Origin of the sequence: Microbacterium sp. MYb66 (genome assembly GCF_002979435.1) — a bacterium.
Lineage (GTDB): Bacteria > Actinomycetota > Actinomycetes > Actinomycetales > Microbacteriaceae > Microbacterium.
This window is the reverse complement of sequence record NZ_PCOV01000002.1, coordinates 608214-620783: the sequence shown is the minus strand read 5'-3', so window position 1 is coordinate 620783 and position 12570 is coordinate 608214. Positions and strand designations below refer to the sequence as shown.

The 12570-nt window shown below is 69.7% G+C and carries 14 protein-coding genes; 5 read left to right on the top strand and 9 right to left on the bottom strand.

The annotated features are described in order from the left end of the window. The 3 genes from CQ045_RS06765 to CQ045_RS06755 all read left to right on the top strand — a co-directional run bounded on the left by CQ045_RS06765 (position 1) and on the right by CQ045_RS06755 (position 3429). The gene (locus tag CQ045_RS06765) at positions 1–1089 is read left to right on the top strand and encodes an ABC transporter ATP-binding protein (protein ID WP_105721919.1); all 1089 of its coding nucleotides are present in this window, start codon (positions 1–3) and stop codon (positions 1087–1089) included. Between the two features lie 136 nt (positions 1090–1225). Beyond that, entirely contained in the window at positions 1226–2704 is a 1479-nt protein-coding gene (locus tag CQ045_RS06760) for an amino acid ABC transporter substrate-binding protein/permease (protein ID WP_105721917.1), read from the top strand. Continuing rightward, positions 2701–3429 (top strand): amino acid ABC transporter ATP-binding protein, encoded by a 729-nt coding sequence (locus tag CQ045_RS06755; protein ID WP_105721915.1) that lies wholly within the window; start codon positions 2701–2703, stop codon positions 3427–3429. The genes CQ045_RS06760 and CQ045_RS06755 overlap by 4 nt, the downstream gene beginning before the upstream one ends. Before the next feature lie 111 nt (positions 3430–3540). Here the strand turns inward: CQ045_RS06755 and CQ045_RS06750 are convergent, their stop codons facing one another. The 4 genes from CQ045_RS06750 to CQ045_RS06735 form a co-directional block, all read right to left on the bottom strand. Further along, positions 3541–4869: an MFS transporter gene (locus CQ045_RS06750; RefSeq protein WP_105721913.1), complete on the bottom strand. Its 1329-nt coding sequence runs from the start codon at positions 4867–4869 to the stop codon at positions 3541–3543. Next, positions 4866–5345, bottom strand: coding sequence for a helix-turn-helix domain-containing protein (locus CQ045_RS06745; RefSeq protein ID WP_105721911.1), 480 nt, complete (start codon positions 5343–5345; stop codon positions 4866–4868). The genes CQ045_RS06750 and CQ045_RS06745 overlap by 4 nt, the downstream gene beginning before the upstream one ends. A 133-nt stretch (positions 5346–5478) precedes the next feature. Continuing rightward, positions 5479–6756, bottom strand: a complete 1278-nt coding sequence (gene purD, locus CQ045_RS06740; RefSeq protein WP_105721909.1) for a phosphoribosylamine--glycine ligase — start codon at positions 6754–6756, stop codon at positions 5479–5481. Positions 6757–6812: 56 nt separating this feature from the next. Beyond that, on the bottom strand, positions 6813–7487 hold the full coding sequence (locus CQ045_RS06735; RefSeq protein ID WP_105721907.1) for a CoA pyrophosphatase: 675 nt from the start codon (positions 7485–7487) through the stop codon (positions 6813–6815). A 49-nt stretch (positions 7488–7536) separates the two neighbouring features. Here CQ045_RS06735 and CQ045_RS06730 point away from each other — a divergent pair, with 49 nt between their 5' ends. Beyond that, complete coding sequence (locus CQ045_RS06730) at positions 7537–7905, top strand: sterol carrier family protein (protein ID WP_105721905.1); 369 nt, start codon at positions 7537–7539, stop codon at positions 7903–7905. A 78-nt stretch (positions 7906–7983) separates the two neighbouring features. On the opposite strand, the gene CQ045_RS06725 is transcribed toward CQ045_RS06730, so the two are convergent. Together CQ045_RS06725 and CQ045_RS06720 are read right to left on the bottom strand one after the other, a co-directional pair. Beyond that, a complete protein-coding gene (locus CQ045_RS06725; RefSeq protein WP_105721903.1) occupies positions 7984–8442 on the bottom strand; it encodes a hypothetical protein in 459 nt (152 codons plus the stop codon). A 105-nt stretch (positions 8443–8547) separates the two neighbouring features. Beyond that, the gene (locus tag CQ045_RS06720) at positions 8548–8916 is read right to left on the bottom strand and encodes a VOC family protein (RefSeq protein ID WP_105721901.1); all 369 of its coding nucleotides are present in this window, start codon (positions 8914–8916) and stop codon (positions 8548–8550) included. Positions 8917–8978: 62 nt separating this feature from the next. Here CQ045_RS06720 and CQ045_RS06715 point away from each other — a divergent pair, with 62 nt between their 5' ends. Beyond that, on the top strand, positions 8979–9431 hold the full coding sequence (locus CQ045_RS06715) for a MarR family winged helix-turn-helix transcriptional regulator (RefSeq protein WP_105721899.1): 453 nt from the start codon (positions 8979–8981) through the stop codon (positions 9429–9431). Between the two features lie 22 nt (positions 9432–9453). On the opposite strand, the gene CQ045_RS06710 is transcribed toward CQ045_RS06715, so the two are convergent. From CQ045_RS06710 to CQ045_RS06700, 3 genes are read right to left on the bottom strand one after another with little or no spacing between them, the layout of a single operon-like run. After that, entirely contained in the window at positions 9454–10227 is a 774-nt protein-coding gene (locus tag CQ045_RS06710) for a heme ABC transporter ATP-binding protein (protein WP_105721897.1), read from the bottom strand. Next, a complete protein-coding gene (locus CQ045_RS06705) occupies positions 10224–11297 on the bottom strand; it encodes an iron ABC transporter permease (RefSeq protein ID WP_105721895.1) in 1074 nt (357 codons plus the stop codon). The genes CQ045_RS06710 and CQ045_RS06705 overlap by 4 nt, the downstream gene beginning before the upstream one ends. Next, entirely contained in the window at positions 11294–12409 is a 1116-nt protein-coding gene (locus CQ045_RS06700; protein WP_105721893.1) for a hemin ABC transporter substrate-binding protein, read from the bottom strand. Before CQ045_RS06700 ends, CQ045_RS06705 begins: the two co-directional genes overlap by 4 nt. Positions 12410–12570 lie beyond the last annotated feature (161 nt).

The following is a 12570-nucleotide window of genomic DNA, read 5'->3' as shown; positions in this document are numbered from 1 at the left end:
ATGGCACAGATCGAATTGGTGGGCGTCGAGAAGTCGTACGGACGCCCGAAGCGGGGCCAGGAGGCGCGCAAAGCGGTCTCCGACCTCAGTTACGTGATCGAGGACGGGCACTTCGTCTCCCTGCTCGGGCCGTCCGGCTGCGGCAAGACGACGACGCTCAACATGATCGCCGGCCTGGAGGACATCTCCGGGGGCGAGATCCTCATCGACGGGCGCCGTGTCGACGACCTGGACCCGGACAAGCGCGACCTCGCTTTCGTGTTCCAGGACTACGCGCTGTACCCGCACATGAGCGTCTACGAGAACATCGCCTTCGGGCTGCGGATGCGACACGTCGCGAAGGACGAGATCGATCGCCGGGTCGTGGATGCGGCCGGCCGTCTCGACATCGGCCACGTGCTGGATGTGAAGCCCAAGAGCCTGTCCGGCGGGCAGCGGCAGCGGGTGGCGCTGGCGCGGGCGATCGCGCGGCGCCCGGCGGTCTTCCTGTTCGACGAGCCGCTGTCGAACCTCGACGCGCTCCTGCGCGACCAGACGCGCAGCGAGCTCAAGATGCTGCATCGCGAGCTCAACGCCACGAGCGTGTACGTGACGCACGATCAGGAGGAGGCGATGACGCTCTCCGACCGGATCGCGGTCATGAGCCGCGGTCGGCTCGAGCAGTACGGCAGCCCGTACGAGGTCTACCACGAGCCGGCGACCGAGTTCGTCGCGTCGTTCGTCGGCAAGCCGCGCATGAACCTGTTCTCCGTGCAGCGGCTGGAGGCCGGACGGTACGTCCTGCCCGCGACGACGTTCTCGATCGACACGGGCGCACTCGACTCGGAGTCGGTCCGGATCGGGCTCCGGCCCGAGGAGTGCGATCTGCGCGCGCCACGGGCAGGGGAGCAGCCGCACGGGAACGTGGTCGCGGTGGAGCCTCTGGGGAACGTGTCGGACGTGCACGTCGTGGTCGGCGACGTCGACTTCCTCGTGCGGGTTCCGGGCTTCGGCACCTTCGCCGTCGGCGAGCCGGTGGTCATCGATCTCCACCGTGCACGGCTGCACTGCTTCGACCCGGAGACGGGCGCCAGGCTCGTCGTCGGCTGAAGTCAGGGCGGGGCGGAGCCGCTCGCAGCGCGCGCGATGCCGCGGAAGCGAAATATCGGATGGCCGCCCACCGCCGGTTAGGGTGGATGGTCGGCGGCCGTCCGGTCGCCTCATCCGATCCCGAGGAGCACCCGTCGTGGTCCGAAACCCCACTCCCACGATCGCGCGCCTGCGCCGATCCGCGCGCACCGTCGGTGCGGCCGCGCTCGCCACGTTCGTCGCCGTCGGCGCGCTTCTGGCCGGCGCCGCACCCGCCACCGCCGCGGACGACGGCGAGAAGTACGTCATCGGCACCGACACGACGTTCGCGCCGTTCGAGTTCACCGACGCGAACGGCGACCTCGTGGGCATCGACATGGACCTGCTCCGCGCGATCGCCGCGGATCAGGGCTTCGAGGTCGAGATCCGCCAGCTCGGATTCGACGCCGCCGTGCAGGCCCTGCAGTCCAACCAGGTGGATGCCGTCATGGCGGGCATGTCCATCACCGAAGAGCGCCAGAAGACGTTCGACTTCAGCGACCCCTACTTCACCAGCGGCATCCAGCTCGGCGTCCTCGAGTCGAGCGACATCCAGTCCCTCGACGACCTCGACGGCAAGGCCGTCGCCGTCAAGACCGGCACGCAGGGGCAGACCTTCGCCGACGAGAACAAGGACGAGTACGGCTTCAAGGTCACCCCGTACCAGGACACGACCGACATGGTGGATGCCGTGAAGGCCGGTCAGGCCGTCGGCTACTTCGAGGACTTCCCGGTGCTCGCCTACGGCATCCAGCAGGGTTCCGGATTCCGGCTCATCGGCCAGCCGGAGCTGGGCGGCGAGTACGGCTTCGCGGTCAACAAGGGCCAGAACCCCGAGCTGATCGAGATGTTCAACGAGGGGCTCGCGAACCTGAAGGACTCGGGGGAGTACGACGAGATCGTCGACACGTACCTCGCCGGCGGTGAGGAATCGGCGCAGCCGACCGATATCATCTCGGTCGCCGTGCAGTACTGGCCCGCGCTGATGGAGGGGCTCTGGCTCACGATCCTCGCCACGATCGTCGCGATCGTCGCCGCGTTCATCCTGGGTCTGATCTTCGGCTTCGGGCGGATCTCGAAGTTCGCGCCGTTCCGCTGGCTCGCGACCGCCTACGTCTACGTGTTCCGCGGCACCCCGATCCTGATCCAGGCTTTCTTCGTGTTCTTCGCGATCCCGCAGCTGTTCCCCGGACTCACCTTCAACCCGTTCGTCGCCGGTGCGATCACGCTCTCCCTCAACACGGGCGCCTACATGACCGAGATCATCCGCGGCGGCATCCAGGCCGTCGATCCAGGACAGGCCGAGGCCTCGCGCTCGCTGGGTCTCGGGCACTGGAAGACGATGCAGAAGGTCGTGCTCCCGCAGGCGTTCCGCATCATGATCCCCTCGTTCGTGAACCAGGGCATCATCACCCTCAAGGACACGTCACTGATCAGCGTCATCGGCCTTGCCGAACTGACCTTCGTGTCCCGCCAGATCATCGCCTCGACGTATCTGTCGGCCCAGGTGCTGACGGTCGTCGCCATCATCTACTTCATCGTGATCACGTTGCTGACGCTGCTCGCGAACCGCCTGGAGAGGACGTTCAACGCATGAGCAAGATCGTGGTGCAGGACCTGCACAAGTCGTTCGGCGACAACGAGGTGCTCAAGGGCATCAACCTGGCGGTGGAGGACGGCGAGGTCGTCGCGGTCATCGGTCCTTCGGGGTCGGGCAAGTCCACGCTGCTGCGCTGCCTCAACAAGCTCGAGGAGCCCACTTCCGGGCAGATCATCATCGACGGTGTCGACCTCACGGACAAGAGCGTGAAGCTCGATGAGGTGCGTCAGCGCATCGGCATGGTGTTCCAGCACTTCAACCTGTTCCCGCACATGACCGTGCTCGAGAACATCACGCTCGCGCCGATCGAGCTCGGGAAGCTCTCCAAGGCCGAGGCGCGGGAGCGGGCGCTGGCCCTCCTCGAGCGCGTCGGCCTCTCGGAGAAGGCGGATGCGAAGCCGGCATCCCTCTCGGGCGGTCAGAAGCAGCGCGTGGCGATCGCCCGTGCGCTCGCGATGGATCCCGAGATCATGCTGTTCGACGAGGCGACGAGCGCGCTCGACCCGGAGATGGTCGGTGAGGTTCTGCAGGTCATCCGCGACCTGGCCTCGGGCGGCATGACCATGGTGCTGGTCACGCACGAGATGGGCTTCGCCCGCGAGGTCTCCGGCCGCACGGTCTTCATGGACGGTGGTGTCGTGGTCGAAGAGGCCCCGCCCGCCGAGCTCTTCGGCGCTCCCAAGAACGACCGTCTGAAGGACTTCCTCTCGAAGGTCCTCTGACTCGCCTCCCCCGGGGCTGAACGGCCCCCTCCTGTGCGAGCGGCCCCCTTGAGTACGCACTCAAGGGGGCCGCTCGTGCGTAAGGGGGTGTGTCGGCGGTGACCTTCGGGGTCAATCCCCCGAGCGGGGCGGGATCGGCGGACCGACCGGGACCTGCGGGGCATGCCGACGGATGCTGGCACTGACCAGCGCCGCGACGGCGCACAGCCCGGCGGCCGCGAACCAGGCGACCGTGTACTGGCCGGTGTGATCGCGCACGAGTCCGGCGAGTACGGAGGCGATGCCGGCACCGATCTGGTGCGCGGCGAAGACCCAGCCGAACACGAGCGGGCCCTTGTCGCCGAAGACCTCGCGGCACAGGGCGATCGTCGGGGGCACGGTCGCGACCCAGTCGAGCCCGTAGATCACGATGAAGACGATGATGCTCGGCTGCACCTCCGCGGAGAGCAGGCTCGGCAGGAACAGCAGGCTCACTCCGCGCAGCGCGTAGTACGCGGCGAGCAGGATGCGCGGGTTCACGCGATCGGTCAGCCAGCCTGAGAAGACGGTGCCGACGATGTCGAAGATGCCGACCACCGCGAGGAGACCCGCCGCGGTCGTGGTCGCCATCCCGTGGTCGTGCGCGCTGGGGATGAAGTGCGTGCCGATCAGACCATTGGTGGTCGCCCCGCAGATCGCGAAGCCGATCGCCAGCGCCCAGAAGGTCTTGGTGCGCGCGGCCTCCCGCAGGGTGGTCAACGCGAGCTTCGCGGCACCCCAAGCCGTGCCGCGGGGAACGGGTGCCGCAGTCACCGCCGGTGCCGTCTCCCCGTAGCGGGCGACGCCGAGGTCGCTCGGGCGGTTGCGCAGGAAGATCCAGACGAGCGGGGCGACCGCGAGTGCGCCACCCGCGATGATGAGGGACGCTCCTCGCCAGCCGACATCTTCGGCGGCGGCGGCGATCACCGGGAGGAAGATCAGCTGTCCCGTGGCGCTGCCGGCCGTGAGCACTCCCGAGACGAGACCTCGCCGCGTGGCGAACCAGGTGTCGGTGATGGTGGCGGCGAACACCAGGGCCATCGACCCGGTGCCGAGACCGATCAGCACGCCCCAGGTGAGGATGAGCTGCCCGGGGGTCGCGACGAAGACGCTGAGCGCTGCGCCCGCCCCGATGACGAAGAGCGCGACGACCGTCACGGCCCGGATGCCGAAGCGCTGCATGAGGGCGGCGGCGAACGGGGCGATGAGCCCGTAGAGCAGGAGGTTGATCGAGACCGCGAGCGACAGCTCGGCCGTGGTCCAGCCGAACTCCTCCTCGAGCGGCACCATCAGCACGCCGGGCGCCGCCCGGAAGCCGGCCGCGCCGATGAGCGCGATGAGGGCGACGAGTGCGACGGTCCAGGCGGGGTGGAACCGGCGCTGCCGCGTGTCGACCGGCTCGTCGACCGACTCGGCGGTCATGCGCCGGTGCCGTCGAGGAGCGCGAAAGGCGTATCGCCCATGCTGTGCCGTGACCACCGGGTGCTGTCGGCGTCGAGTGGTGCCGCGCAGGTCGTGCACCAGTCGACGGATTCGGCGATCCCGCCGCAGCGCCCGCAGCTCACCGTGAGGCCCCAGGGTCCGGCTGGATCGGTGATCCGCGCGAACCGTGCGAAGGCGTGGAGGATCGGGAGGGTCTCGCGACCGGCATCCGTCAGCCGGTAGCCGCTGCGGTGGTCGTGCGGGTCCTCCCGGGTGACGAGGTCGGCCTCGCTCATCGCGGTGAGGCGCCGGGAGAGGACGGAGTCGGCCGCGCCGGTGGCCTCGCGCAGCTGGTCGAAGCGGGTGCGGCCGGAGAAGAGCTCGCGCAGGATGAGCAGCACCCACGGGTCGGCGAGCACATCGGCGGAGCGGGCGATCGGGCAGGTCGCGGACGACCAGTCGGAGCGGAGCGGCATCCGATAACTTTCTTGAAGAAAGCTGGTGCTGTCAATCGTCCACCCGGAGAATGGCAGGATTCCCGCGCCTCTTCGGCGGGAATCGCACGGTCCGGCTGGAAACGCCCCGGTCATCCCGCCGGGCGCACGGATGCTATTCCGCGACGCGGGAGGCGATGTCGGTGCGGTAGTGCGAGCCGTCGAGGCGGATGCGCGCGATCGCGTCGTACGCACGATCGCGAGCGGTGCGGAAATCGGAGGCGACAGCCACCACGTTCAGCACGCGACCGCCCGTCGCGATGAGCGAGCCGCCGGGAGCATCCGGGCTCGCGGTCGCGGCGTGCACGAGGCGGACGCCTTCGACGGCAGCGGCATCCGCCAGGCCCTCGATCGGGCGGCCGGTCTGCGGCGCCTCGGGGTATCCCTCGCTCGCGAGCACCACCGTGATCGCCACGTCGTCGCTGAAGACGGGCTCCGGCTGGTCCTCGAGGGTGCCGGATGCTGCGGCGAACAGCAGCTCCGAGAGCGGGGTGACCAGTCGGGGCAGCACGATCTGCGTCTCGGGGTCGCCGAAGCGGGCGTTGAACTCGATCACCCGCACGCCGGCGGGTGTGAGGATCAGCCCGGCGTAGAGCAGCCCGATGAACGGGGTGCCCTCGGCGTCGAGCTGCCGCACCACGGGGAGCGCGACGTCGCGGGTGACCTCTTCGACGAAGGCCTGCTCGCTGCCGAACTGCTCGGCGAGCCAGGGCAGCGGCGAATAGGCGCCCATGCCGCCCGTGTTGGGACCGGCGTCGCCGTCGAGCGCACGCTTGAAGTCCTGGGCGGGGCTGAGCGCACGCACGGTGTCGCCGTCGCTCAGGAAGAACAGCGAGACCTCGGGCCCGGAGAGGAACTCCTCGACGAGCACAGGGCCGACCGGAAGGTACTGCTCGGCGTGCGCGAGAGCTTCGGCGCGGTCGGAGGTGACGATGACGCCCTTGCCCGCGGCGAGGCCGTCGGCCTTGACCACATAGGGGGCGCCGAGCTCGTCGAACGCGGCCTCGACCTCGGTGGTGCTCGCGGCGCGGACCGCGCGGCCGGTCGGCACGCCGGCGGCATCCATGACCCGCTTCGCGAACGACTTCGAGCCCTCGAGCTGCGCCGCGGCCCTGCCGGGGCCGAACACCGGGATGCCGCGGACGCGCAGCGCATCGGCGACTCCGGCGACGAGCGGCGCCTCCGGACCGATGACGACGAGGTCGATCGCGTTCTCGTCGGCGAACGCGGTCACCGCTCCGCCGTCGAGCGGATCGACCGTGACGGGTGTCGCATCCTGCGCGATGCCGGCATTGCCCGGACTGACGAAGATCTCGTGCTCCGTCTGCTCGGCCCGCAGGGCGAGGATGATCGCGTGCTCACGGGCACCGGAACCGAGGACGAGAATCTTCACACCCCCAGACTACCGAGGCTCGGACCTCGGATTTCGGCGGGCGGGGCGGTCGAGGCTCAGAGTTCGACGGGGCGCTCGATCGTCGCGTCCCACGGCACGGTCCAGCCGGCGGCGTCGAAGAGTGCGTCGAGCACCATCGCCGTGAACCCCCAGACGATCGTGCCGTCGATGTCGAAGGCCGGTCCGCTGAACGTGCGGCCCATACGGGAGAGCGTCGACGTGAATCGGTTGTCCGGGTCGAGCAGCTGTGCGACGGGCACGCGGAACACCTCGACCGTCTCGGCGTGATCGACGGCGACCACACGGGACGGTGACTGCCACCAGGCCAGCACGGGCGTGACGAGATGGTTGCTCGCCGCGAGAGGGATCACGGGGAGGGTGGCCAGCACCTCGACCCCCGCCGGGTCGAGGCCGGTCTCCTCCTCGGCCTCTCGCAGAGCGGTGGCGACGGCATCCGTGTCGGTGGGCTCCACCCGCCCGCCGGGGAAGGACACCTGCCCCGGATGGGAGGAGAGAGTCGGCGCCCGCCGCTGCAGCAGCACGTCGAGGTCGCGCGCGACGGCAGCGTCCGCGGTGGGTGCCGGGATGTGGTCGAGCACCCCGAACAGGATGAGGACGGCGGCGTCGTTGGCCGCGGCCGGATCGGCGAGCTGAGGAATCCGCACGCCCCACGAGTGGTCGGCTACGGCTGCGAGCAGCTCGGCGCGGGCGCCCCGGGGATGCATGCTCATGCGTCCGAGCTTAGGACTCGCCACGGGGCCGCGGTCTTAGGCTGGAGGAATGGCCAGGAAGATCGACATCGTCGACGGGCGGTCGGCACTCGACGCCGTGCGCACCGCGGAGATCGCGGGCGCGAAGCCGCAGCGGACGGACCTCGCCACCGCCGTCCGCTACCTGCTGCAGCTGCTCGACGAGAAGGCTCCGGGCAACAGCGTCGAGGTGCGCGTGCCGCCGTTCGGCGCCGTGCAGGTCATCCAGGGTCCGCGTCACACGCGCGGCACGCCGCCGAACGTCGTCGAGATGGATGCCGCGACCTGGATCGCCGTGTCCACCGGGGCGGAGGCGTGGGCGGATGCCGCGGCCGGGGGACGCATCCATGCGTCCGGCACGCGCGCCGACCTGAGCGACGTCCTGCCGGTGCGTCCATAGCGCGGACGCACCGGAGAGGATCCACGGAGCGGACGGAAGTCGGCCGACGAACTCGTGCGCTCGACCGACGGATTCGGGTCAGGCCGTCTCGCGCCGCGCGATCTCGTCGGCCAGCTGCTGGACGACGGCAGGGTCCACGTCCCGAGCGAGGGCGACGTAGTGGTCCATGACGGCCGGCCGGAATCGCACGGGCATCGTCTGTCCGGACTCGAGTCGGGTCAGCTCGGTGATCGTGAGGTCTTCGTCGGCGATGCCGCGGAACGAGATGCCGTCGACCGTCTTCACGTCGAACATCAGGACGACGCGCGGGCTGCCGTCGCTGCTGACCTCGCGCCAGTCGGCGAGAACACCGAGCGCGAGTGTCCCCGTGCGCAGTTCCGCGTTGCGCCTTCGCGCTTCGCGGCTCAGGAGGGGGTTCGGCGCGACGCCGGGGAAGGCGGGCCCGACACCGAGCGATTCCCGGCTCAGATCGGGCCTGAGCTGCTCCATCAGTTCACTGAAACCGAGCTTGTTCTTCTTCTTCCTCGAGCCGAACATCCTGGCACCCTCCTTCTCGCCGCTGCCGGAGCCTCGGTCGGGGCTGCCTCGCGTGCACCGCGATTGTACGTCGCCGCTCCCCCCGCCCTCCGGAGCAGCCGTCCTTCAGGCGCGGTCGTGCAGCGTGATCCGGTAGCCGTCCGGATCCGCGAACGTGAAGGTCCGCCCGAACGGTCCGTCGATCGGGTCCGCGACGATGGTGTGGCCGTCTGCGACGAGGGCGTCGTGGATGGTCTGGACGTCGGTGGCATGCAGCCAGATCGCGGCACCGATGCCGGGCTGGGCGACATCGGTCAGGTCGGTGTCGGGCGCGACGTCCCGAAGGGCGAACGCGATCGGGGTCGTCTCGAAGACGACGGCATGCGGGGGCCCGGCCGGGGAGCGGACGAGACCGAGGTACTTCTCGTAGAACGCGTGGGAGGCGGCGAGGTCGCGTGCCTGAAGGGAGATGAAGTCGGGGCCGGTGACGGGCATGAGGAGTTCCTTCTTTCTGTGTCAGTTTTCTGACATAGCTGAGCGTATGTCAGAATACTGACATGAGTCAAGACCGCGGCGGCATCGACCTGGACACGTCGCTGGGCTACCTGCTCAAAGAGGCCTCCAGCGCCCTCCGCGCGGCCATGGAGGAAGTGCTGCGACCACTCGGCATGACCATCACCCACTACTCCTGCCTCGAGCTGCTCGCCCAGAGGCCCGGCCTGTCGAACTCGGAACTCGCGCGAGGCGCGTTCGTCACCCGACAGTCGATGAACGTGCTGCTCCAGGCGCTCGAGCGGGACGGGTTCGTCTCCCGGCCCGCGGAGGCTCCGATCGGCAAGGCCCTTCCCGCCCGCCTCACCGATCGTGGCCGGCAGAGCCTGGCGAAGGCGACGGCTGCCGTCCGCTCGGTCGAGGTCAGGATGCTGTCCGGCATGACGGAGGAGGAGCAGGCGGGCGCCCTGCACATCCTGCGGAGCATGATCCGCTCATTGCGCGACGGCGACGCATAGCCGCGCCGCGCCGAGGGACGCGTCAGCGGCGAGCGACCACCAGAGGCACCCCGGTCGCCGGGTGCGGGAACACGTCGACGGGCTGACCGTAGACCTGCTCGATCCGCTGGGCGGTCAGGACCTCGGGGGCGGTGCCCGTCGCCGCGACGCGCCCCTCGGCGAGCAGCGTGACCCGGTCGGCGTGCGCGAGAGCGGCGTTGAGGTCGTGCAGGACGATCGCCACTGCGGTCCCCGCGTCCGCGCGTCCCCGGATCAGTCGCATCACGTCTTCATGGTGTTTGAGGTCGAGAGCCGCGGTCGGCTCGTCGAGCAGCAGGATGCCGGTGCTCTGGGCGATCACGCGGGCGAGGGCGACGCGGGCGCGCTCGCCGCCGGACAGCGAGGGGACGGCGCGAGCGCCGAGCGCGGTCACCTCGGTCTGCGCCATCGACGAGGCCACCAGCTCGTCATCGTCGTCGGCCGCCGGGGTGCGGGCCCACGGCGTTCGTCCCATGCGCACGACCTGCTCGGCGGTGAAGGGAAAGGTGACGCTGTTCTCCTGCAGGAGCACGGCCCGCTGCTGGGCGAGGAGGCGCGGCTTGACCCGACCGATCAGCCGACCGTCGAGCTCGACCGTGCCCGTCTGCGAGGCGACGTCGCCCGCGAGCACCCCGAACAGGGTGGACTTGCCCGCCCCGTTCGGACCGACGAGTGCGTGGATCTCCCCGGCCCGGATCTCGATCGACGCGTCGTCGAGGATCGTCCGCCCTTCGCCGACGCGCACCGTGAGCCCCGTCCCGCGGAGCCGCACGGTCACGCCCAGCCTCCCGAGCGACGGCGTGTGCGCACGAGCAGCCACAGGAAGAAGGGCCCGCCCACGAGCGAGGTGATCATGCCGATCGGGAGGTCGGCGAGCGGCACGGCGGTGCGCGCCACCAGGTCGGCGATCGCGATGAGGAGGGCTCCGCCCAGCGCCGACGCGATCATCAGGGGCAGGTGGGCCGGGCCGATCATCATGCGCATCAGATGCGGGACGACGAGTCCGGCGAAACCGATGATCCCGGCGAATGCGACCGCCGCGCACACCAGCAGTGCGACGGTGACGATGACCACGATCCGCAGCAGCTCGACGTTGACGCCGAGGTGCCGTGCGGTGCGCTCGCCGAGGGCGAAGAGGTCGAGGCTGGGGGCGACGATCAGGGCGACGATGACGCCGACGAGGACGAGGGGCGCGACCAGCTGGATGTTCGACCACAGTGCGCCGTTCAGCGACCCCAGCTGCCAGAACACGATCTGCTCGCGGGTCGACGTCGTGCCGAGGAAGGTGAAGAACGCCATCCCCGCGCCGGCGATGGCGTTGATCGCGATGCCGGTGAGCAGCAGGGTCACGACCTCGGTGCGACCGCCGGTGCGGCTGATGAAGTACACCGAGAACACCGCGACCAGTCCGCCGAGGAACGCGAACGCGGGCGTGGTCCACATCCCGAAGGTCGCGAGCCCGAACGTGATGCTCGCCGCCGCGCCGAGCGCTGCGCCGGAGGAGACCCCGACGACGCCGGCATCCGCGAGCGGGTTTCCGAAGATCGCCTGCATGAGCACGCCCGAGACGGCGAGGGCGGCGCCGACCAGGAGGCCGAGGACGATGCGCGGCATCCGCAGATTGAAGATCACGCCGTAGTCGGTGGATGCCGATGGCGCCCACGCGGTGTCGATGCCGACGCCGCGCAGCAGCACGCCGATGAGGGACGTGGGGGAGAGGTCGTACTGGCCGCTCGTGATCGACACGACGCAGGTGATCGCGAGCGCGACGATGAGGCCGATCGTCACCAGTGCGAAGCGCAGTCCTCGGTGCCTGGTCGGCGTCGAGGTGACGACCTCGCCGGTCACTTCGACGGCTCGGGGGCGTACACGGCGCGGGCGAGAGCGGTGATGACGTCGGCGGATCGGGGGCCGAAGCTGAGGATCTCGGCGTCGGCCATGTCGATCACGCGCCGGTTCGCACCGGCCGGCGTCTCGGCCACCGCAGGGATACGCTCGATCAGACCATCGATGCCGCCGACGGATTCCAGGCCGTCCGTCATCATCACGAGCACGTCGGGCTTGGCGGCGACCAGGGCCTCGGCGGTCATCGGCTTCATCCCCTCCCATCCGATCTCCGTCGCGACGTCGACGCCGCCGACCGCATCGATCAGGGAGTCCGCGCCGGAGTCCGCGCCGAAGATGTAATAGACGTTCGCGCTGCCGCGGACGTAGAGGAACAGCATGCGCGCGCGGTCCTCCACGGCGGCGGGGGTGACTTCGGCGATCTCGGCGAGAGCCGCGTCGACGCCGGCATCCAGCCGTTCGATGAGCGCTTCGCCGCGGCGGGGGACGCCGAGGGCGGTGGCGATCTCCGTCACCAGCTCGTCGGTGGTGTCGATACGCCGATCACTCGAGATCACGACGACCGCGATGCCGGCGTCGCGCAGCTGCTGACGGACCTCCTTGGGGCCGATCGTGGTGTCGGTGAGGATGACCGTGGGGGCGAGCTCCAGGATCGCCTCGGCGTTGAGCGTGTGGCCCGTCTTCGTCACCACCGGCAGGTCTTCGGTGCCGGGGAAGAGCGTGGACGAGTCCCTGCCGACGACTCGGTCGCCGAGGCCGAGCGCGAAGACGGTCGAGGCGATCGTGCCGGAGATGTCGACGGGGAGGATGCGGTCGATGTCGGCGACCTCGACTTCGCGGCCTTCGCTGTCGTTCACCGTCACGGGAAGCTTCGGCGCGGTGTCGTCGTCGACCGGCTCGATCGCGTGGCTGGCCAGGCAGGCGGTGGAGGGACCGGTCGCGGCGCGGACGTCTTCCACCAGGTCGAGCGAGGTGAGGGGCACGGAGGCGTCGGGGCAGGAGTCGTCCACGGTCGCGGTGGTGGCAGGCGGTGCGGCGCTGGCGCCCGGATCTGCGCACGCGGTGAGTCCGACGGCGAGAGCGGCGGCGAGGAGGAGGGCGGAAACGCGACGCATTAGGCAAGGCTATCCTAAAACTTGACGTGTGCTGATTCGCACCTCTACGCTCAGGAACGGCGGCTTTCTTAGCTAAGCCTAACCAAAACCCTACCTTCGCCCGACTGCATTGCGGCACCGCCGGCGCGCGTGCTCTTCCGCGTGCCCGGAGCCATGGAGAA